This is a genomic window from Campylobacter sp. VBCF_01 NA2 (genome assembly GCF_027797205.1).
Classification (GTDB): Bacteria; Campylobacterota; Campylobacteria; order Campylobacterales; family Campylobacteraceae; genus Campylobacter_B.
Genome location: NZ_CP115607.1, coordinates 864250 through 884882 on the forward strand (window position 1 = coordinate 864250; position 20633 = coordinate 884882).

A 20633-nucleotide genomic window follows, 5' to 3' on the forward strand; every position below is an offset into this window, starting at 1 on the left:
ATTTAAGCCAAAAATGAAACTAGTTTGGTATATTTAATCTTTGTTTAATTTTAATTTGGCTATTTTGGCGTAAAATGTTTTGTTTATAAATTTTTAAGTGAGTTTTATGATTATTGATACACATTGCCATTTAGATGATAGTAGCTATTTTAGCGACCTTGACGCCGTAGTTCAAAGAGCAGGCGAGCACGATGTCGGCACTATCGTCATCCCTGGTGCTAGTATGTCGGATTTAGCGCGCGCTAGGGAGATTTCTCACACTTATGCAAATGTATTCTTCGCTGTGGGCGTGCATCCTTATGAAATAGATGAATTTGACATTAATACGCTAAAAGAGTTCGCAAACGACTCAAAATGCGTGGGTGTGGGCGAGTGCGGTTTGGATTATTATCGCTTAAATGGCCTTAGCGACGAGGAAAAATCTAGCGAAAAAGCACGCCAAAAAGAGATTTTTTTGGCACAAATTGAGCTTGCCAAAGAGCTAAATTTACCACTAATCGTGCATATTAGAGATGCAAACGAAGATGCTTATCGAATTTTAAAAACTCACGCAAATGGGCTAAATGGCGGTGTTTTGCACTGCTACAATGCAAGCCCACTACTCGCAAATTTAAGCGAATTTGGATTTTATTTTGGAATCGGCGGTGTTTTGACATTTAAAAACGCAAAAAATTTAGTCGAAATTTTACCAAAACTTCCACTTGATAAAATCGTCGTCGAAACAGACGCGCCATATCTTACTCCGCACCCTCACAGAGGCGAGCGCAACGAGCCAGCCTTCACGAGCCTTGTCGTAGATAAGATAGCCGAAATTTTGGATAAAGATGTAGAATTGATTAAAAGTATCACTACGCAAAATGCTTACAGACTTTTTGCAAATCAAATTAAAGGAGATTAATGAGAGTCATTAAAATCATTTTTTTGATGCTAATTTTCGCAGGTTTTGCGCACGCTAGCCAGTCAAAAATTTCACGGGTAAATCACGACTACATTATGAACGAATTTGGCATAGAAAACAACCTTTCAAGCCAAAAAGTCGTCGCTGACATTTACCGCTCTATCGATTCTTCGGATAAAAAATTATTCAAAGACATCATCACTTCACAAGCTCACAATGCCTTTTTGGTAAAAACCGAAATCGAAAGCATTGAAGCGCCTGAGTTTTTGCTCTACCTTGCTATGGTAGAATCTCACCTCAAAAACACCGTTACTTCGCACGCCAAAGCAGGCGGTATGTGGCAACTCATGCCCACAACTGCCAAAAATTTCGGCCTGCGCATAGATACGCATGTAGATGAGCGTAGAGATCCCGCAGCCTCGACGGACGCTGCGTTTTCGTATATTTTGCATTTAAGACAAAATTTCGGCAAATGGTACACTGCTCTCATGGCATATAATTGTGGCGAAGGCTGTATGAACAGAGCCATAAAAGCGGCTGGAAACGATGATTTAGGCACCCTACTTTCTAGCAATGCAGTGCCAAAAGAGACCAAAAATTTCATCAAACGCATTATCAAATTCGCCTACATCGCCCAAAGCGATAGTATGCAAAAGGTGCTAAGATTTGAAAACGAGCCATGGGCGTTAAAACGCATTGCCGTAGCCCCAGGCACGAAGCTAAGCGCAATCGCCAAACAAATCGGCATTTCGCAAACCCAAATGAATAGCTACAATGCACACATTACAAACGGCGTATCGCCTAGCAACGGCAAGTATTTTTTCTATATCCCAGAGAGCAAATATACAGAATTTGTCCTAAGTAGAGGCGATTTTCAGGCGTATGAACCAAACCTTATCAAAAATCGTCCAAAGCTAAGTTTTGCGAAATTTAAGCCTCAGCATGAGCATATGATCAAGATCGAACAGATCGAAAAAACCACTCCGACATTTGCCTCTAAAACTGACGAAAAAATCCGCACAGTCGCAATGGCGTTTGATCTCAAATTTTAAATTCGGAGTAAATTTTGCATTTTAAAAAATCAATAATTTTTAGCGCGCTTGTCGCGCTAATTTTTGCTGGGTGTTTTTCATCACACAGAAATTATCCGTCATCTAGTTCAGGCTCAAAAGCCCCTAAAATCGGCAAAAACTCGCCTGCAACCATGCGCCCTTACAAGATAAATGGCAAAACCTACTATCCCGAGCAGGTTAGTATCGGCGATACACAAAGTGGTATTGCTAGCTGGTATGGACCGGGCTTTAACGGCAAAAAGACAAGCAATGGCGAGATTTACGATATGAACGCCATGACCGCCGCGCACAAAACCTACCCAATGAACACCATGGTCAAGGTCACCAACCGCGACACTGGCGCAAGCACGACCGTGCGCATAAACGACCGCGGGCCATTTGTGAGCGGGCGCGTAATCGACCTTAGCAAAAGCGCAGCTAATAAAGTCGGCGTCTTCGCCAAAGGCACAGCTCCTGTGAAGCTCGAAGTCGTGGGATTTTATGGTCAAACTATCAAAAAAGGCGCGCCAAATGCGACAATCGTGGGCGGAAATTTTATGGTGCAAATCGGAGCGTTTAGAAACCAAGCTGGCGCAGCACGCTTCACGCGAGAAAATGATGCTCTGCACGGATATCCTAGCGTAATGCGCGAGTTCGACCTAGACGGCGCGCCGATTTATAGGGTATTTTTAAGCGGATTTAAAAGCGAGAGCGAGGCGCGCGATTTCATCGCCAGTGGCTCACTTCAAAACGCATTTTTTGTGCGTGAATAAAATTTATGGCTAAATTTAGGCGAAATTTCGCCTAAATTTGGTTAAATTTATCCAAATTTTTGATTTCATTTTTTCACACGCTAACGCAACTTCAAAACACTGCCCCGAAAACAATCTATAAATTTAAAATTTCGGCACAGTGTTTTGGCAAAATTTCATAAAATTTTAAAATTCTGCGAATTTAGCTAAATTTGCGCTTTAAATTTTTAGTGAATTTTTTATTCGCGCACAGATATACGCCGTATCCTAGGAAAATGCAAATCGCCATTACCACAGCTAGCGAAAATGGGTGATTTGCACCGGCAGCTCCCACGATTGCGGCGATTAGTCCAGCTACCGCCATTTGCACCGCGCCTAGCACGGCTGAGGCAGAGCCTGATTTGCCCTTAAAGCGCGCCATGGCAAGCACCACGGCATTTGGGATTATGAGCCCCTTCATACCCAGCGTGAAAAAAAGGCAAACCTCAAATGCCCAAAATCCAAGCCCCAAAAGCCCGCACCCAAGCAAGCACAAAGCCCCCACAATCATTGCTAAAAAGGCAAATTGCAAAATCACAAAAGGCGAGATTTTTTGCACGATTTTGGCATTTATCGCCGAAAAAATCGTCATCGACAGCGCATTTACGCCAAAAATCAGCCCAAATTCCTTGCTACTTAGCCCAAAATGCTCCTTAAAAACAAACGCAGAGCCCGTGATATAGGCAAACATCGCAGCCATTGTAAGCGCAGACGAAAGCGTAAAAATGAAAAATTTGCGATTTTGTAAAATTCTAGCGTAGTTTATAAAAACGGGCTTGAAGCCCAGTTTTAGGCTCTTGTCGATAATCGCGCTCTCCCTAAGCCCTAAAAATATCATACAAAATAAAATTATTCCAAGCACAAAAAGCGTGCCAAATATTACTCTCCACCCGCCAAAATCTAGTATAAATGCCCCAAATGTGGGCGCTAGCATAGGCGCTATGGAGCCTACTATCATCATCAGCGCCAAAACCGACGCGCCCTGAGCGGTGTCAAATTTATCATTTATCACAGCGCGCGCAATCACCACGCCAGCGCACCCGCCAAGGGCTTGAACAAATCTAAAAAATATAAAAGCGTAGATATTTTGGGTATTAGCGCATAAAATACTCGCCACGATAAATAGCGCAACGCCCGCTAGCAGGGGTTTTCTGCGACCATAAATGTCGCTTAGTGGGCCATAGATTAGCTGACCTAGCGCAAATGCCACAAAAAACGCGCTGATTGAGAGCTGAGTGTAAAATTCACTCGTCTCAAAGCTGGTTTGGACATTTTTGAGCGCTGGCAGATACATATCCGTCGAAAGTGGCGCCACAGCCGACATATAGGCTAAAACTATGATTAAATATGGTTTTGCGATTTTGGGTGAATTTAAAAATTCGCCGATTTTTTCAAACATCAAATTCCTTAAATTTCAAAATTTAGCTAAATTTTGCCCCTAAATATCCACAGGGTTTTCGTCGTTTTCGCTCGCATTTTCATCGCCAAAAAGCTCTTCGCCTTGACTTTGATTTTGCGTATATGCGCCCTGTTTTAGGACATTTGCCATATTTGTATCAGGGATTGCGAAGCTTTCGATATCTACGCTTTGGCTTGGCACATCTACGCTTTGCATAATCTCATCTGCCCCAGTTTCGATAAATTCCCCGCTTTCGCTTTCTTGCGCAAAATTTGACGCACTATCTCCCACGCCCTGAGGCGCAAAATTTGGCGCAAATTCGGGCGCAGTATTTGGCGCACCTGCCCCATTTTCTAGCGAAATTTCGCCCACCATTGGCATTGCTTCGGCAAAATCTGGCGTCATATCAGGCGTCATTTCAAACTCGCTACTCTCCATTGGCGCACCACCGAAGCTCACCAAATCCACAAAACGCGTATAAGGCCCCTGAAATGCGACCTCTATCGTGCGCCCTGCTTCGCCTGAGCGGTTTTTACCAATGATGATTTCAGCCTTTTCTTCTAGCTCATTTCGCTTAAATTCCTCGATCTCGCTCGGATCTTTGCCTGCCATTTCCAGCGCAGCTCTTTTCTCACGATACGCCCTTTCTTTATAGACCTCATCGCGATAAACAAAAAGTATAATATCCGCGTCCTGCTCGATCGCCCCACTCTCGCGCAAATCCGCCATTTGCGGGCGTTTATCCGATCTAAGCTCCACGCCACGATTGAGCTGAGAAAGCGCGATAATCGGTATGTTTAGCTCGCGCGCAAGTAGCTTTAATCCGCGCGAAATTTCGGCGATTTGCAAATGCCTTTCGCTAAAATTGCTCGTGCTAGTCATCAAACCTATATAATCCACCACGCAAAGCTCGATATTTTCGTGCGCGGCTTTGAGTTTGCGCATTTGGGTGCGCACCTGCTGGATATTGACATGACCGCTATCATAGACGAAAAGTGGCAAATCCATCATACGCTCACACTCGGCATTAAACCTGCTCCAATCATCATCGCTTAGCGTCGCGCTTAAAATCGAATTTAGTGGCACAGAGCTTCCGATACTTAGCATTCTATACATAATCTGCACGGCTGGCATTTCCAGCGAGAAAAACACCACGCCCTTGCCCTTTTCGAGCGTTTTTAGCATGGAGTTTAGCACGAAGGCTGTCTTTCCCATACCTGGGCGCGCAGCGATGATGATAAGCTCGCCTGGTTTGTAGCCTTTGGTAAATTTATTAAGGTATGTAAAGCCCGTGTCAAGCCCCACTAGCTCAGAGCCTGCTTGTTCTTTTTGTTTGCGTAGCTCGCTGACGACTTCGGTGATGATTTCGGGGCTGGTTTTGACCCCGCCGTGCTTTTCCTCGTCGATTAGTTTGTAGATTTCTGCGCTGATTTTATCGGCGGCTTCTTTGGCTTTTTGGGTTTCATTTACGATAGTAGGCGTCCTGTGCGCGATAGAATTTAGCCCGCGTTTGATAGATTTTTCTTTTAGTTCGTTTGCGTATTTTCGCGCGTCGATTAGTCCGCTCGTGGCTAAAATTTCGGCGAAAATTTGCTCGTTATACCTGCCTTCTAGCCATTTTTTGATAAAACTAGGCGCGATAGGCTCATCATGCGCCACGCACTTCGTGATAGCCTCATAAACATCGGCGTGTGGCTTGAAATAAAAGTCCCCCACGCCAATCATATCGCCGATTTCGCTGTATGCCTCGTCGTCTTGTATGAGCGCGCTTAAAATCGCTCTTTCCATATCCAAATCATATAAATTTGCAGCTACTTCCATAAATTTGCCTTGATTAAATTTGATTAAATTTCATTAAATTTGCCAAAATTTAGCGCTCTTCGTAGCGCTTCACTTCGTCCTCTACTTCGCTCAAAAATCTCTCCACTAACTCGCTCTCTTTTAGCTTTGCTACTATTTCGCCATGGCGAATTACTAGACCATTTCCCTTGCCAAAGGCGATAGCGACATCTGCGCCCTTTGCTTCGCCAAGCGCATTTACCACGCACCCCATGACAGAGATATTTAAAGGTGCTTTTATGTGCTTCGTGCGCTCTTCTACGATTTTAATCGCACGGACTAAATCGCTCTGCAAACGCCCACAAGTAGGACACGAGATGATATTTATGCCACTTTTTTGCACTCCGGCGTCTTGGAGTATCGCTTTGGCGACTTTGATTTCTTCTTCGAGTTCGCCCGTGATCGAAACTCTCATCGTATCGCCGATACCTTCTAATAAAAGCGTTCCAAGCGCGATTGCGCTTTTTATCGTCGCGTGGAAGGTCGTCCCGGCCTCTGTAACGCCTAAGTGAAACGGATACTCGCAAAGCGGACGAAGTGTGCGATACGCTTCAATCGTGCGGGGCACATCGGAGCTTTTTAGCGAAATCGCAATGTCGGTAAAATCAAAGTCTTCGAGCAATTTGAAATTATAAAGCGCACTTTGGATCATGCCTTGTGGGGTTCTGCCAAATTTGGCTTCAAACTGCTCTTCGAGTGAGCCCGAATTTACACCTATGCGAATCGGCAAATTTCGCTCTTTACACGCTTTTACCACTTCTTTTATTCTCTCTTTTCCGCCGATATTGCCCGGATTTATGCGAATCGCATCGACAAAAGGGGCGACTTCAAGTGCCAAGCGATAGTTAAAATGAATATCCGCGACTATCGGCAAGGGCGAATTTTTCTTTATCTCTGCCAAAGCCTTTGCGTCGTCATGATCTAGCACGGCACATCGCACCAAATCAGCCCCCGCAAAATAAAGGCGATTGATTTGCGCAAGTGTGCCATTTATATCTTTTGTCTTCGAAAATGTCATCGACTGCACCGAAATCGGCGCGTCCCCACCGATAGCAACAGAGCCCACTTTTATCTGTTTTGTTTTGTATCTCATTTGTAAATTTGCCTTGAATTTTAAAATTTAGCGTGCGAGATTGTATCAAAATGTGGTTTAAATTTTGCAAATTTATAAAATCTGTCATTGCAGGGCAAGTATTATCGCACCCAAAATTTGCAAAAAACAAAATGAAATTTTATTTCACCCAAATTTGCCAAATTTAAAACAAATACCAACTTTAATATGATAAAATGCAAGTGTTTTTTTAATTTTTTTATAAGGATTGCTTATGAACGCATTTTTTGTTTTAGGCGACGATGTGCGCGATGTCACAGCCAAATTTGACGGCGCTGTGGCGCTAAATATCGTCCCAGATGTGGCGAGCGAGAGCGAAATCATATCGCTTTTAGAAAAAGGCGAGATTGCACAAATCTCAAAAATGGCAATAGACAAATTTGACGCAGTCTCAAAAAACGCAAAATGCGTAATCGTCTATGGCGCAAAAGGCTTCGATGAGGTGCTAAATTTCGGCCTTAGCAAGGATTTGGCTCTGCCTGTGGTAGGACTATATACGAACGAGAGCAAGGCGAAAATCGCCGAGAATTTCGCCAAAAAATGTGGCGCACAAGTTTTGCGCTTCACCACAAAAGATGTCTGCGCTGATTGCCTAGGCGAGGCGCTAAATGGCGCAAAATGCGAAATTCTAACCCCAGTGAGATTTGAAAGCACACTTTATGCCAAAGCAGCTGCAAACAAAAAATCAGTCGTCCTACCTGAGGCCGATGATGAGAGAATTTTGCGCGCTAGCGAAATTTTGCTAAAAAGTGGCGCGGTAAATTTAGTCTTGCTTGGCGATGAGGCAGAAATTAAGGCAAAAGCTGGAAATTTAGGGCTGAATTTAGACGGCGTTAAAATCATAAACCCAGCAAACAACGAATTCTCTGATGAGTTTGCAAACACACTTTACGAGCTTCGCAAAGCCAAAGGTATGGAGCTAGAAAAAGCGCAAAAATTAGTGCGAGATCGCACATTTTTCGGCACTATGCTAGTTTATAGTGGCAAGGCAGACGCTATGGTTAGTGGCGCTAGCACGACCACAGCCGAGACTATCCGCCCAGCACTACAAACAATCAAAACAATGCCAGGCGTAAGCACTGTAAGTGGCTCATTTATCATGTGCCTAGATAGCCAAATCGTGATTTTCGCAGACTGCGCCGTCGTGCCAAACCCAGACGCAAACGCCCTTGCAAGTATCGCGATTAGCTCGGCAAATACTGCGCGCGCATTTGGTCTAGAACCACGCGTAGCTATGCTAAGCTACTCTACCAAAGGAAGTGGAACAGGACCAAGTGTAGAAATCGTCGAAGAAGCCACCAAACTAGTTGGCGAGCTAGCCCCTGATTTAGCAGTCGATGGACCATTGCAATTCGACGCAGCGTTCGACCCTACAACCGCAAGCAAAAAGGCCCCAGGCTCAGCAGTAGCTGGCAAGGCAAATGTCTTTGTTTTCCCTGATTTAAATGCAGGAAATATCGGCTACAAGGCAGTCCAACGCACATCTGGCGCAGTAGCAATCGGCCCAATCTTGCAAGGTCTTAAAAAACCAGTTAATGATTTAAGCAGGGGTTGCAAGGTCGAGGATATCGTAAATACAGTGCTTATTAGCGCAATTCAAGCAGGAGTAAATTAATGGAAATTTTAGTCATAAACTCAGGTAGCAGTTCAATCAAATTTAAATTCCAAGATATGGACACTAAAACTTGCCTTGCAAGTGGCGTCATCGAAGAGATTGGCTCAGAGCACTCAAAAGCCAAAATCGAGGCAGGCGAGTTTGAAAAAGAGGTCAAAGAGCCGATTAAATCGCACGAAGAAGGCATTGAGATAATGTATCGCTTGCTAAAAGAAAGTGGCACGCTAAAAGACATCAACGATATCGAAGGTATCGGACACAGAATCGTCCAAGGCGCTGATTATTTCGACAAAGCAGCCTTCGTAGATAGCGATGTGCTAGCCAAAATCGAAGAGCTTTGCCCGCTTGCCCCTCTTCACAACCCAGCAGCAGTTGCCGGAATCAAATCATGTATGAGCGCGTCAAAAACCCCAAATGTGGCTGTTTTTGACACTACATTTCACCAAAGCATGCCGCGCGAAGCATATATGTATGCGCTTCCGTATGAATTCTACGAGAAAAACAAAGTCCGCAGATACGGCGCACACGGCACTTCTCACTGGTATGTATCGCGCACAGCGGCTGAATTTTTAGGCGTGGATTATGATAAATTTAACTGCATTACGCTTCACCTTGGAAATGGTTCTAGTATCACCGCTATCAAAAATGGCAAATGTGTCGATACTTCAATGGGTATGACTCCACTCGAAGGCCTTATGATGGGCACTAGGTGTGGTTCGATAGATCCTGCGATTATCGCGTATATGGAGCGCGTGGCAGGTCATGGCGCACAAGAAATGGACGCGATAATGAATAAAAAAAGCGGACTTTTGGGCATTTGTGGCACTAGCGACTTGCGCAAAGTCGAGGAAATGATGGAAGCAGGCGACGAAAAAGCAAAACTCGCCTATGATATGCTAGTCTATCAAATCGTCAAACTCGTAGGCGCATACTACGCAGTGCTTGGCAAAATCGACGCTATCATCTTTACTGGCGGTATCGGAGAAAACGCAAATATCTTGCGCGAGAGAGTTTGCGAGAAGCTAGCGCATTTTGGTATCGCAATCGACAAGGCTGAAAACAATATCCGCAGAAAAATCAACCGCGATCTAAGCACGAGCGAGGCAAAAATCAAAACTCTAATTATCCCTACAAACGAAGAGTTAGCGATCGCCGAGCAAGTAGTCGAGGTGCTAAAAGCTAAGAATTTAGCTTAAATTCCGTAAATTTTAGGCGAGAAATCGCCTAAAATTTGCCTATTTTTCAAAATTTACGCTACAATACGCGCTTAAATTTTAAAATTTCACTTCCACACAAAATTTAAAATTTCACCGAATTTAAGGGTTTAAAATGAGTAAAATTTATTTTATTAGCGATTTGCATTTCGGACACGAAAACATTATGAAATACAGCCCAAAATACCGAAATTTTAATAGCGTAGCCGAAATGGACGAGTATCTAATCGCCCTGTGGAACGACACTGTGAGCGATGATGACATCGTCTATAATCTAGGTGATCTCTCATTTCACAAAGACAGCACCAAAACAGCGCGGATTTTAGAGCGGTTAAACGGCTCTCATAGGCTGATTTTGGGCAATCATGACAAACAAATCATCGCAAACACCGATTTGCAGGGCTATTTCGATGAAATTTGCGATTATAAATATTTCAAAGCCCCAGGCGTAAAAAAGGGCTTCGTGCTATTTCACTACCCGATTTTGGAGTGGAACGGCGCGCATTATGGCTCGGTGCATTTATACGGCCATGTGCATGACAAAACCCCACCGCTAAAAGGGCGCGCGATAAATGTTTGCTATGATTATAACGGCAGATTTTTGGAATTTAAAGAAATTTTAAAAATGGCTGAGAAGCTGGATTTTAGCGGGTTTATACATAATTCTAGCGACGAAGAGAACGAAGAGTAATGGGATTTTTAGTGCGGTTTGGGTTTTTGGCATGGTTTGGAATACTGTGCCGAAATTTGACAAATTTTAAATTTGCGTGAATTTTCTAAATTCGGCGCAGAAATTAACTTCGCTCAAAATTCAAAGCTTCTTAAAATAAAACGCATCATCTTTTCGATAATCCAAAAATCGCTATATTCGCCGTCAATATAAATTTTGCAATTCTCAAATTCGTTTAAATCCATAGCGCACCTACTCAATCACAAGTTGCATTAGATACAAATCTTCGCCGTCGGTTACTTTTAAATTTCTGCTCCCGCATTTTGGGCAGATGAAGTTGTTTTGCTCCAAAACGCCGTTGTAGCCACACTTTTCGCACTCTATAACGACATCTTGGATATGGATTTTTAGCTCGGCATTTTCGCAGACCGTGCCCTGCCTAAACACATCGTAGCAGCTTTGCAAATAATGCGCTTCCACGCCACTAAGCCTGCCTACTTTGACTACGATTTCTTTGATTTCTCCGCCACCATTTGCGTTTAAATTTTTCTCGCAAAGCTCCACTAAGCTCTGCACTATCGACATTTCGTGCATATTATCTCCATTTTATTAAAATGTTTTTATCATCAAATAATTGATTTTTTTCTCAATATCAACGCCTGCAACTTCTAAAAAATATTTTCTCAAATCATCTTTATCTTTTTTTGTGATTATAGGTATAATTTTTTCGCCATGCTTGGTTTTTATAGCTAAAAAACTAAACGAAAATAGACTGCCAAGCGACCCATTTCTGATGATAGAAAGTATCATGAACGGGCAGTAAATCACTATGATTAAACTGCTAAAAGCGTATGCCATATTTATCGCACCCACAAATAAAGAAAAAATCACTACCGCCAAAAAAATAGGCAGCAACATCGTCCTTTTATCGATAATAAAATTTGCCTCTTTTAGTGAATTTGTTTCTATGGATACAACATTATTTAGAGCGATTTTAGAGTTAAAAAATTTAAATTCATCGTCGTTCGTGCCTATGCGTTTTTTGAACCAAATAGCCAGTATTATTGTCGCAATAATTGACGAAATAAAGATTATATTGTTGTTAAATTCGCTATAAATTGTCTTTGTGGTCATAAAGGTAATAATCCCCTTATCAAAAAGTATCTTTGTTAAAATTAAATCAAAAATGGCGGGAAAAAACATATAAAATGAAATTTCTTTTATAAAATCTCTTATAACAATCGGATTTTCATCATAATCTCGCAAATTTGATTTTTTGACATTTGGTTTATTTTCTAAATTTTCGTTTTCCAAATTTATCCTTTTGTTTTTGCTGTTCGGTCAGTATCGTTTGATACTGAATTTTAAATTTCAGCAAATCCTAGGCAAAAGCTCACCCTTTGGAAGCTCCAAAAATCGCCCTGAGCCATACGCATTTTGGATTATCACCCTATTTTGCGATTTTGCCGTGCCTGTTACTTCGCCGATGATTTCGGCGTTTTTATCAAATTTACGCAACACTTCTAATGCTTTTGCTTCATCGCCGTTGGCAACGACTGCGACAAAAGTGCCTTCGTTCGCCAGTTCGTAAGGCTCGAAACCTAGCAACTCGCACACGCCCACGACTTCATCGCTCAGCGCGATTTTTTCTTCGAAAACCAAAATTTCATTGCCAGAAATCTCGGCAAATTCGTTCAAAACTGCACTCAAACCACCGCGCGTAGCATCTCGCATGGCTCTTATTTTCACGCCACTTGCTAGTAACTCCCCTACTACTCCATTTAGCGGTTTGCAGTCGCTTTTAAGCTCACTTTCAAGCGAAAGCTCATCTCTGGCAGCTAGTATCACAGCCCCGTGTCTGCCCACATCTCCGCTAAGCAAGATTTTATCGCCGATTTTGATATTTTTCGCCTTTATGTTTGGTGCTAGGATTTGCCCTATTCCGCTGGTGTTTATGAAAATCTTGTCGCATTTGCCGTGCGGGACGACCTTAGTATCGCCACAGACGATTTTTACGCCACACTGCTTTGCTGTGTCGGCAATGGAAGCTAAAATTCGCTCAAATTCGGCAAATTCTAGCCCTTCTTCGATGATGAAACCCACACTGATAAAAAGCGGTTTAGCTCCGACCATACAAAGGTCATTTATCGTGCCACAAACTGCGATTTTACCGATGTCGCCACCGCTAAAAAATATCGGCGTAACGACATACGAATCAGTCGTAAAAGCTAACTCGCCACCGAAATTTGGCAAAATCGCGCTGTCGTTGCACTCACGCAAAATTTCATTATCAAACGCCCTAAAAATCGTATCATTGATGAGTTTATTCATCTCTTCGCCACCACCACCGTGGCTAAGCAAAATCGTTTTTTTCAAAATTTATCCTTATTTTGTAAAATTTTACGCAAAATTTTATGAATTTCGTGCGTATTTGAAATACGCAGCACATGCGCCTTCACTACTTACCATGCACGAGCCTATCGGGTTTTGCGGGGTGCAGACCTTGCCAAAAACCTTGCAATCATAAGGTTTCGCCTTGCCACGCAGTATCTCGCCACAGATACATGCCCTATTTTCGCCCTTACTTTCTAAATTTTGCAAAATTTCAGCGAATTTTACTCTCGCGTCAAATTCGGCGAATTCGGCTTTTAGCTTCATACCGCTTTTTGGGATTTCGCCAAGCCCACGCCACGAAAAATCGCAAATTTCAAAATATTTATCTATCAAATTTAACGCAGTTTTGTTGCCATCCGTTTTCACTACTCTGTCGTATTCGTTATAGACTTCGTGTGTGCCATTTTCAAACTGAGTTACCAAATTTAGCACACCAGCCATAATGTCAAGTGGCTCAAAACCGCTCACGGCGATTGGTTTTTTGTATTTTGTGGCGATATTTTCGTAAATTTTGCTTCCTGTGATGACGCTGACATGGCTAGGTCCTAAAAATGCATCGATTTTGGCGTCTTTGTCTTGTAAAATGGCTTCTACTGGGGCTGGGACGGTTACATGATTTATGTGAAAAAATAGATTTTTTAGCCCCAAATTTATCGCTTTATCAACCAAAACTGCACTCATCGGCGTAGTCGTCTCAAAGCCAATCGCAAAGAAAATGACATTTTTATCAGGGTTTTGAGCGGCGATTTTTAGGGCATCGAGCGGGCTATACAGCGCGCGTATATCGGCTCCACCCGCACGCAGTTTTTGTAGGCTCGTGGTGCTTCCGGGGACTCTTAGCATATCAGCCAAAGTGCAAAAAATCACGCCCTCACTCGACGCAAGAGCGATTGCTTCATCAATGCGAGTTCGTGGCATTACACACACAGGACAGCCCGGACCATGCACGAAGTTTATATTTTCGCCAACCAAATTTGGCAGACCAAATTTCATAATGCTGTGCGTATGACCGCCGCAAATTTCCATGATATTTATGGGCTTTGTGCTTTTTTGCTTTATCGCTTCTGAAAGCCCTAAAATCAGCTTTTTATCTCTAAAATCTTTTATCAAATCCATTTTTACTTCTTTGTAAGTTTATAACTTTCTTCGATTAAATCGTATGTCGTCGCCTCGTCGCAAACACCAAATACTACGCTAATCCAATGCTTTTTGTTCATGTGATACGCCTCTATGACACTCTTGCCGTCGCGCAAAATTTCGCCCAAATTCGGCTCGATTTTCAAATTTAAAATATCAAGCGTTTTCTCGCCCACAAACGCACCGAGTTCGACGCCCAGAGTTTTTACGCTCACGCCCTTCATCAGCACGGCAAACCATTTTTTGTTTTTTTCGTGGCGAAAAACGCAAAAGCCCGGCGCACTTTTCCACAAATACTCAGGCTTTGCGCGATACCTGCGCCAGATTTCTTGGATTAGTGCTTCTGCTTCCACCGCGCGCCTTATTTGATTTTTTTGGCTTTTGCACTCACGCTTTGGATTTTAAACTCATAAATTTTCATACGATGAAACTGCCCGTTTATGGCTGTTTCAAAGGCGCTCATATACTCTTTGCAATACTTTTCGCAAAGTAGTTTCATCGCCTTTTTCATAGTAGGCTCATCGCCGACCTCATAGGCTTTGGCTCGCGCGATTGCCGAGGTGTATTCTGTGGTGAAAGCCTTTTTGCCAAGCATGCTTGTATTGTCTTTAATAGCCTCAAATTCGGCATCGCTTAGGACTGGGACTTGATTGTAGCTCACGCAAACAATGCTAACTTTCCTGCCCTGCGTAAAAAGCTCCGCCTTGCTCCCCTCGGGTGCGCCGTGGATAAAGATACTATCATTTTCCCTAGCAATCGAAAGCGGAATCGAAAAAATCTCGCCATTATCTCTCACGCACGAAATTATGGCATATTCGCAATCATCAATGATTTTGTAAGCTTCCTCATTTGAAAGTTCTCTGTCTTTTCTACGCATTTTTTTCCTTTGCACGGCTTGCCTTTTTAGTGCTTTTTTGCGATTATTTGCGCTTGCTTCACTGCGACGCACAGCCCAGTGCGCCTCGCTCGCAACCGCTCTAAAACGCAAAAAATCATCTAAAAATACTTCGCCTTATTTTTTAATTTTTTTTTGCGAATTTTGAAATTTATTTTAAATTCGCTAGCCCCATATCGCCCTCATCTGCCGAAATTTCGCCACTATTCATCTCTTCGGCGATTTGTTCGTAAATTTTCAAGCTCTCTAAGGCGACGGCTGTGTCGATTTTTTCCATCGCAAAGCCCACATGAATAAGCACGAAATCTCCAACGCTAACTGGCTCAGAAATCAGATCCAAGCTCACGCCACGCTTTACACCTAGCGTTTCGACGGTCGCGAAATTATTTTCATCTATTGAAATCACTTTTGACGGGATTGAAAGGCACATTATCTAAATTCCTTTTTAAATTCCAAAAATTTTAGCCACTTATCCACGCCCTCGCCTGTTTTGCTATCAAGCGCAATAACACTTGCTTTTGGGTTTAGTTTTCGCACCTCTTTGACTACCTCTTCGACGCTAAAATCAAAATGCTCGATTAACGAGTGTTTGGTTACCACGACCAAATCCGCAGCCCTAAACATAACAGGATATTTTGCGACCTTGTCGCTTCCCTCAGTTACGCTTAGAAGCACGACATTTGCGTGTGCGCCGACATCGTAGCTTGCAGGGCAGACGAGATTTCCGACATTTTCTATGAAAACCAAATCAAGCCCAGTGGTATCGAGGTGATGAAGCCCTTCATGCACCATAAATGCGTCTAAATGACATGCTTGTCCTGTGGTGATTTGATGAGCGCGCGCGCCTGCTTGCAATACGCGATCGGCGTCGCGATTGGTTTCTAAATCGCCCTCGATTACGCCGATTTTAAATTTACCGCTTTTGATAGTAGCTTCTAGTAGCGTTGTTTTGCCACTTCCTGGGCTACTCATCAAATTTACGCACAAAATCCCGTCCTCGTCGAAATGCTCTCTGATATGCGCTGCTTCGGCGTCATTTGCAGATAAAATTTTCGTGATTACTTCAACGGTTTTTTTATCATTTAGCACAGGGTGTGCGTGGTCGCCGTGAATTTCGCCGTGCTCGTGCTCGTACGCCTCTCCATGAGAGTGAGCATGAGCGTGGTTATGCTCGTGAGTGTGCGTAACTCCGTCAGAGTGCGTGTGGCTGTAAGTGTGTCCTGCGATAGAACATCCGCAATCTTTACACATTTTTTATCCTTTAATTTGAGATTAAATATATAAGAAAAATTAAAACCAAAGCCCACACCACCGACCAAATAACAAATTTTTTCCAAAATTTATTGCTACTTTGCTCGTGGGTTGCGACTTTGTTTTGTGAGTTTTCGTAAAAATCTTTTGCCCTCATATCCGCGCTACTTAAAACCGCGCGCCTGACATCGACGAATTCGCCATTATAGCGCATTGCCCCGTCTGGTTCGATCCTGTAAGAATCTATTTTTTTAACGCTCCATAAAACTTTATTGGTTGCGCTTTGCATTTTGATTAGGGCTGAAATTTGCCCCTCGCTATCGAGGGCGTAAAATTTTAAAATTTTATCGTATGTAGCCTTGTCGATTTGCCCCAAATCCGCTAAATAATCTAATTTTTCCTTAATACTTTTTTGGTGAAAAGTATGTAAAAACATAAAAATTCCTAATCGTAAAATAACTTACGATTTTACCTAAATTTAATTATTTAACGCTGAAATTTAGCCTTTAATGTAATCACTGGCGTTGTATGCCTTGCCCGCGTCAAAATCCCGCAGTAAGCGCACTACAATGCCACTTAAAAGCAAAATCGCAATCAGGTTTGGAATCACCATAAGTCCATTAAAAAGATCGGCTAGCTCCCAAACAAGGTCGATTTTAAGCAGTGAGCCCATAAAAACAAAGCCGATAACCAAAAGCTGTAAAAATTTCACCCCTTTTGGTCCAAGCAGATAGCGGATATTTATCTCAGCGAAATAATACCAGCCCATAATCGTAGTAAATGCGAAAAACAAAAGACAAATCGCCACGAAGCTATATCCAAGCTCCCTGCCCAAAAAATTCGACGAAAACGCCTCTTGCACGAGCGCAATCCCGCTAAATACAGCCTTGCCATCAGCCCCAAACTCCACCACGCCCGAGGTCAGTATCACAAAAACCGTGATATTTAGCACGATAAATGTATCTATAAAAACGCTCATAATGCCTAGCATTGCTTGATCGACTGGGTGAGCGACATTAGCAGCGGCGTGAGCGTGAGGGGTAGAGCCCATACCAGCTTCGTTGCTAAATAGTCCCCTGGCCACGCCATATCTCATAGCCATAGCGATACTAGCCCCCGTCGCACCGCCCCATGCAGCGCTTGGATCAAAGGCAGCTTTGAAAATCAGCGAAATAGCGCCAGGAAGCTCTGAGATATTAGCGCAGATTATGCTAAATCCCACCAAAATGTATAAAATCGCCATAAGCGGGACGACCTTTTCGGCTACGCGCGCGATTGCCCTGACACCGCCGATAAAGATTATCGCGCAAACCACAGCCAAAATTTCGCCAATATAGACCTTGTCGATATTAAAAGCCTTGCTAAATCCGTCTGAAATGGCGTTTGCTTGCACCATATTTCCCATACAACCAAGCGCTAAGATTATCGCTATGGCAAAAACCACAGCCAAAATTTTGCCAAATTTCCCGCCAATACCGCGCGAAATATAAAACGCAGGTCCGCCTATGATATGGCCACTTTTATCCTTTGAGCGATAAATTTGAGCTAGACAGATTTCGGCGAAATTTGTCGCCATACCAAAAAACGCAGCCAACCACATCCAAAAAATCGCCCCAGGTCCGCCCATAATAAGCGCAGTCGAAGCTCCGACTAGATTGCCCGTGCCCACCTGCGCCGCAATCGCAGTCGAAATCGCCTGAAACGAGCTCATACCGTGTTTGCCCGCCTTTTTACCATGGAGCGAAAAATCGCCCAAAAGTCTATTTCCGGCAAGCTTGAATTTCAAAATTTGAACGAATTTTAATCTGATTGTAAAATACACGCCAGTTCCGCAAAGAAGGGCTATGAGAAAGTATGGCCCCCAGATAAATGAGTTTATGTCGGTTACGATTTTGATAAAATTTTCCATTTTTGTCCGCCTTAATCTGCCTCGAATTTGTTAAAAATCGATTATTTTACTTTTTTCGCGCTTAATAAAACTTAAAATTTTATAAATTTCAGTTTTAATTTATAATTGTAAGAATTTATGGCGTCAAATTTTGCTAAAATTCGCGCCATTTTTTAAAATTTTTAAAATTCATCGAGGCTAAAATGAATCTAAAAAACGAAAATATCTCCAAACTCTCAAATTTCCCGATTATGTTTTTTGCCGTAACAATGGGGCTTGGCGGGCTTAGTATCGCTTATCGCGCCATTAGCGAGGCGTATGGTGCGCCACATTTTATATTTGAAATTTTGCGATTTTTCGCCCTTGGTGTGTTTGCGCTAATTTCGGCGTTTTACACGGCAAAAATCATCAAATTTCCGCGCGCTGTGCAGGCAGAATTTACCCACCCAATCAAGCTAAGTTTTTTTGCCACATTTTCGATTAGCCTGCTTTTACTAGCCATCGCGTTTAACGATATTAGCGCACTTCATAGCGCATTTTACGGCGTGGCGATGATATTTCATGCGTTTTTGACGCTTTATATCATTTCGTTTTGGATACAAAAAAACATGCTCATCACCCACTCAAATCCAGCGTGGTTTATCCCGATCGTGGGCAATCTCATCGTAGTAATCGCCGCGACCGAAAAGGGCGAATATCTGTGGTATTTTTTTAGCATTGGGATTTTCTTTTGGATTGTGCTTTTTAGCATTGTTTTTTACCGCATTATTTTTCACGACCAACTCGCACAAAAATTCGTCCCAACGCTTTTTATAATGATTGCGCCCCCGTCTGTGGCGTTTCTGGGCTATATCAACATCGGTGGCGAGTTTGATATGCTCGCTAAAATTTTGATAAATTTGGTGCTATTTTTCACACTTTTGATATTTTTCATGGCAAAAAGCTTTTTCGGGCTTAAATTTTTCCTATCATGGTGGGCTTTCACTTTCCCGACAGCGGCTGGGTGCATTGCCTTTATGAAGGCGTATTTTTTAAGCGCAGAAGTGTGGTTTGCGCGCCTTGGGCTTGGTATGTTCGCGCTTTTGTGTGTTTTGATAGCAGTCGTGGGATACCACACTATAAAAGGGCTAATCAACGGCGAAATCTGCGTGCAGGAGTGAAATTTAGCGCAAATTTCGCCAGATTTATTATCTATAAAACTATTTTGCAAAATGCACATTATCAACCTTAAAATTTAGTAAAAGTAAATTTATAAACTTACAAATTTTCTTAAAATCCACTTACAAATTCGCTATTTTTATTGACTTTTAAGAATTAATATTATATTATAACGCCAAATTTTCACAAGGAGCAACCTATGGCAGTAGATGTTATAAAAGTCGAGCAAATGGTCAAAGACGCTGAATTTTTAGAAAATATCAAAGGCAGAGAAAGTTACAGAAAAGCTCTAAAACTCTTAGGAATTGCTAAAAATTATAGCCTTTTGGATAGCGAAAAATGGGAAGCTCTCCATAATAGCGTGCAAACAATAGCTTCGCTCTTGGGCCTAGCAAGAGCAGAAATAGATGAGGTCTATACCCCTAAACAGCAGGTTTTAGCCAGCCACACTATGGAAATCATAGAGCTACTCAAAAAAGAAAAAACCCCGCTTCAAATCACAAAAATTTTGCAAGAGCAAGGCGTAGAGGTGGCCTACTCTCAGGTCAGCCATTTCATATCAGAGACAAGGCTAAATCAATTTTCCGCGCCATCGACTAGGGACAGGCTCGCCAAATACAAGGACGAAATCCAAGCCAAACTCGAAAACGGCGATAGCTACTACTCGATCGGCGGCGATTTGGCAGAAGCATATCCTGAGCTTAGCGAGCTTACATATTCGCAGATTAGCAACTTTATCAAAAGCGAATTTGGCGAAAAATACTTAGCCGAAATAAAGGCGAAATTCGCAGGTCCGACAAGCGAAGAGTTGCTAAGCCCATACAAAGATGAAATTCGCAAAATGCTAGCTAGCGGCGACCAGCTCACGGATATCCGTGCCAAACTAAAAGAATTAAAGCCCGAGCTAGGGAATATTTCGTATTCTCAGCTTAACTACTTTATCGCAACGAAACTCTCGCAAGGCCGAGAGCCTACGATAAGGGCGTAAAATTTGGCGTGAAATTCTCGCGGTGGCGCATTGCAGTGCGCGCGATGCTGTCATTGCGAGAATTTTGCGTTAGTAAAATTACCTTTGTTTGTCATTGCGAGAAGCGAAGCGACGAAGCAATCTACGAACTTGAAATTCATTACGCTAAATTTGCAAAAATACTGACCTCAAATTTTAACTCATAGATTGCCACAAATTTGCCTAACGACAAATTCTCGCAAAGACAGAATAGGCGAGATTTTTACCGCCTCGCGCGCAGTATTCCCCCCAGCCAAAAGCCACGCTTAAAGCGCGGCTAAATTCCCAGCTAAAACGCGACGGATTAAAACACAA

General features: G+C 42.8%; 20 protein-coding genes and 1 pseudogene. 8 read left to right on the plus strand and 13 right to left on the minus strand.

Features of this window, described 5'->3' with window-relative positions:
• Positions 1 to 106: 106 nt before the first annotated feature.
• Genes PF027_RS04485 through PF027_RS04495 form a run of 3 tightly spaced genes read left to right on the plus strand, consistent with a single transcriptional unit; the run spans position 107 to position 2723 of the window.
• Positions 107 to 898 (plus strand): TatD family hydrolase, encoded by a 792-nt coding sequence (locus tag PF027_RS04485; protein ID WP_270871800.1) that lies wholly within the window; start codon positions 107 to 109, stop codon positions 896 to 898.
• Positions 898 to 1950 carry a lytic transglycosylase domain-containing protein gene (locus PF027_RS04490; protein ID WP_270871799.1) on the plus strand — a complete coding sequence of 351 codons (1053 nt, stop codon included), beginning with the start codon at positions 898 to 900 and terminating at the stop codon, positions 1948 to 1950. The genes PF027_RS04485 and PF027_RS04490 overlap by 1 nt, the downstream gene beginning before the upstream one ends.
• A 14-nt stretch (positions 1951 to 1964) precedes the next feature.
• The gene (locus PF027_RS04495; protein WP_270871798.1) at positions 1965 to 2723 is read left to right on the plus strand and encodes a septal ring lytic transglycosylase RlpA family protein; all 759 of its coding nucleotides are present in this window, start codon (positions 1965 to 1967) and stop codon (positions 2721 to 2723) included.
• A 181-nt stretch (positions 2724 to 2904) separates the two neighbouring features.
• Here PF027_RS04495 and PF027_RS04500 read toward each other — a convergent pair whose 3' ends face one another.
• The 3 genes and pseudogenes from PF027_RS04500 to ispG form a co-directional block, all read right to left on the minus strand.
• On the minus strand, positions 2905 to 4140 hold the full coding sequence (locus PF027_RS04500; RefSeq protein WP_270866342.1) for a multidrug effflux MFS transporter: 1236 nt from the start codon (positions 4138 to 4140) through the stop codon (positions 2905 to 2907).
• Positions 4141 to 4602: 462 nt separating this feature from the next.
• Positions 4603 to 5961, minus strand: a pseudogene (locus PF027_RS04505) (replicative DNA helicase); the annotation flags it as partial.
• A gap of 49 nt (positions 5962 to 6010) precedes the next feature.
• The gene (gene ispG / locus PF027_RS04510; protein ID WP_270871796.1) at positions 6011 to 7072 is read right to left on the minus strand and encodes a flavodoxin-dependent (E)-4-hydroxy-3-methylbut-2-enyl-diphosphate synthase; all 1062 of its coding nucleotides are present in this window, start codon (positions 7070 to 7072) and stop codon (positions 6011 to 6013) included.
• A gap of 232 nt (positions 7073 to 7304) precedes the next feature.
• On the opposite strand from ispG, the gene pta reads away from it, so the two are divergent.
• From pta to PF027_RS04525, 3 genes are all read left to right on the plus strand, one after another.
• Positions 7305 to 8705 (plus strand): phosphate acetyltransferase, encoded by a 1401-nt coding sequence (gene pta, locus PF027_RS04515; protein WP_270871795.1) that lies wholly within the window; start codon positions 7305 to 7307, stop codon positions 8703 to 8705.
• Positions 8705 to 9901, plus strand: coding sequence for an acetate kinase (locus PF027_RS04520; protein WP_270871794.1), 1197 nt, complete (start codon positions 8705 to 8707; stop codon positions 9899 to 9901). The genes pta and PF027_RS04520 overlap by 1 nt, the downstream gene beginning before the upstream one ends.
• A 133-nt stretch (positions 9902 to 10034) precedes the next feature.
• Complete coding sequence (locus PF027_RS04525) at positions 10035 to 10610, plus strand: metallophosphoesterase (protein WP_270876203.1); 576 nt, start codon at positions 10035 to 10037, stop codon at positions 10608 to 10610.
• 231 nt (positions 10611 to 10841) lie between these two features.
• On the opposite strand, the gene hypA is transcribed toward PF027_RS04525, so the two are convergent.
• From hypA to PF027_RS04575, 10 genes are all read right to left on the minus strand, one after another.
• Positions 10842 to 11183, minus strand: coding sequence for a hydrogenase maturation nickel metallochaperone HypA (gene hypA, locus PF027_RS04530; protein WP_270871792.1), 342 nt, complete (start codon positions 11181 to 11183; stop codon positions 10842 to 10844).
• A gap of 15 nt (positions 11184 to 11198) precedes the next feature.
• Complete coding sequence (locus PF027_RS04535; protein ID WP_270871791.1) at positions 11199 to 11903, minus strand: hypothetical protein; 705 nt, start codon at positions 11901 to 11903, stop codon at positions 11199 to 11201.
• Positions 11904 to 11960: 57 nt separating this feature from the next.
• On the minus strand, positions 11961 to 12920 hold the full coding sequence (gene hypE / locus PF027_RS04540) for a hydrogenase expression/formation protein HypE (protein ID WP_270877380.1): 960 nt from the start codon (positions 12918 to 12920) through the stop codon (positions 11961 to 11963).
• A gap of 81 nt (positions 12921 to 13001) precedes the next feature.
• Entirely contained in the window at positions 13002 to 14099 is a 1098-nt protein-coding gene (gene hypD / locus PF027_RS04545; protein WP_270871789.1) for a hydrogenase formation protein HypD, read from the minus strand.
• Between the two features lie 2 nt (positions 14100 to 14101).
• The gene (locus PF027_RS04550; RefSeq protein ID WP_270871788.1) at positions 14102 to 14473 is read right to left on the minus strand and encodes an MmcQ/YjbR family DNA-binding protein; all 372 of its coding nucleotides are present in this window, start codon (positions 14471 to 14473) and stop codon (positions 14102 to 14104) included.
• Between the two features lie 8 nt (positions 14474 to 14481).
• A complete protein-coding gene (locus PF027_RS04555) occupies positions 14482 to 14997 on the minus strand; it encodes a pyridoxamine 5'-phosphate oxidase family protein (protein WP_270871787.1) in 516 nt (171 codons plus the stop codon).
• A gap of 169 nt (positions 14998 to 15166) precedes the next feature.
• Positions 15167 to 15445, minus strand: coding sequence for a HypC/HybG/HupF family hydrogenase formation chaperone (locus tag PF027_RS04560; protein WP_270871786.1), 279 nt, complete (start codon positions 15443 to 15445; stop codon positions 15167 to 15169).
• Positions 15445 to 16266, minus strand: coding sequence for a hydrogenase nickel incorporation protein HypB (hypB, locus tag PF027_RS04565; protein WP_270871785.1), 822 nt, complete (start codon positions 16264 to 16266; stop codon positions 15445 to 15447). The genes PF027_RS04560 and hypB overlap by 1 nt, the downstream gene beginning before the upstream one ends.
• Before the next feature lie 10 nt (positions 16267 to 16276).
• On the minus strand, positions 16277 to 16702 hold the full coding sequence (locus PF027_RS04570; protein WP_270871784.1) for a hypothetical protein: 426 nt from the start codon (positions 16700 to 16702) through the stop codon (positions 16277 to 16279).
• A gap of 63 nt (positions 16703 to 16765) precedes the next feature.
• Complete coding sequence (locus tag PF027_RS04575) at positions 16766 to 18175, minus strand: alanine/glycine:cation symporter family protein (protein ID WP_270862452.1); 1410 nt, start codon at positions 18173 to 18175, stop codon at positions 16766 to 16768.
• Between the two features lie 182 nt (positions 18176 to 18357).
• Between PF027_RS04575 and PF027_RS04580 the strand changes: the two genes are divergently transcribed.
• Together PF027_RS04580 and PF027_RS04585 are read left to right on the plus strand one after the other, a co-directional pair.
• The gene (locus PF027_RS04580) at positions 18358 to 19314 is read left to right on the plus strand and encodes an SLAC1 anion channel family protein (protein ID WP_270864965.1); all 957 of its coding nucleotides are present in this window, start codon (positions 18358 to 18360) and stop codon (positions 19312 to 19314) included.
• A 197-nt stretch (positions 19315 to 19511) separates the two neighbouring features.
• Entirely contained in the window at positions 19512 to 20300 is a 789-nt protein-coding gene (locus PF027_RS04585) for a hypothetical protein (RefSeq protein WP_270871783.1), read from the plus strand.
• Positions 20301 to 20633: the final 333 nt, after the last annotated feature.

Excerpts from the sequence above, each read along its gene's own strand:
- PF027_RS04485 (WP_270871800.1), top strand. The coding sequence starts at position 107 with ATGATTATTGATACACATTGCCATTTAGATGATAGTAGCTATTTTAGC.
- PF027_RS04490 (WP_270871799.1), top strand. The coding sequence starts at position 898 with ATGAGAGTCATTAAAATCATTTTTTTGATGCTAATTTTCGCAGGTTTT.
- PF027_RS04500 (WP_270866342.1), bottom strand. The coding sequence starts at position 4,140 with ATGTTTGAAAAAATCGGCGAATTTTTAAATTCACCCAAAATCGCAAAA.
- ispG (WP_270871796.1), bottom strand. The coding sequence starts at position 7,072 with ATGAGATACAAAACAAAACAGATAAAAGTGGGCTCTGTTGCTATCGGT.
- pta (WP_270871795.1), top strand. The coding sequence starts at position 7,305 with ATGAACGCATTTTTTGTTTTAGGCGACGATGTGCGCGATGTCACAGCC.
- PF027_RS04520 (WP_270871794.1), top strand. The coding sequence starts at position 8,705 with ATGGAAATTTTAGTCATAAACTCAGGTAGCAGTTCAATCAAATTTAAA.
- PF027_RS04525 (WP_270876203.1), top strand. The coding sequence starts at position 10,035 with ATGAGTAAAATTTATTTTATTAGCGATTTGCATTTCGGACACGAAAAC.
- hypA (WP_270871792.1), bottom strand. The coding sequence starts at position 11,183 with ATGCACGAAATGTCGATAGTGCAGAGCTTAGTGGAGCTTTGCGAGAAA.
- hypE (WP_270877380.1), bottom strand. The coding sequence starts at position 12,920 with ATGAATAAACTCATCAATGATACGATTTTTAGGGCGTTTGATAATGAA.
- hypD (WP_270871789.1), bottom strand. The coding sequence starts at position 14,099 with ATGGATTTGATAAAAGATTTTAGAGATAAAAAGCTGATTTTAGGGCTT.
- PF027_RS04555 (WP_270871787.1), bottom strand. The coding sequence starts at position 14,997 with ATGCGTAGAAAAGACAGAGAACTTTCAAATGAGGAAGCTTACAAAATC.
- PF027_RS04560 (WP_270871786.1), bottom strand. The coding sequence starts at position 15,445 with ATGTGCCTTTCAATCCCGTCAAAAGTGATTTCAATAGATGAAAATAAT.
- hypB (WP_270871785.1), bottom strand. The coding sequence starts at position 16,266 with ATGTGTAAAGATTGCGGATGTTCTATCGCAGGACACACTTACAGCCAC.
- PF027_RS04570 (WP_270871784.1), bottom strand. The coding sequence starts at position 16,702 with ATGTTTTTACATACTTTTCACCAAAAAAGTATTAAGGAAAAATTAGAT.
- PF027_RS04575 (WP_270862452.1), bottom strand. The coding sequence starts at position 18,175 with ATGGAAAATTTTATCAAAATCGTAACCGACATAAACTCATTTATCTGG.
- PF027_RS04580 (WP_270864965.1), top strand. The coding sequence starts at position 18,358 with ATGAATCTAAAAAACGAAAATATCTCCAAACTCTCAAATTTCCCGATT.
- PF027_RS04585 (WP_270871783.1), top strand. The coding sequence starts at position 19,512 with ATGGCAGTAGATGTTATAAAAGTCGAGCAAATGGTCAAAGACGCTGAA.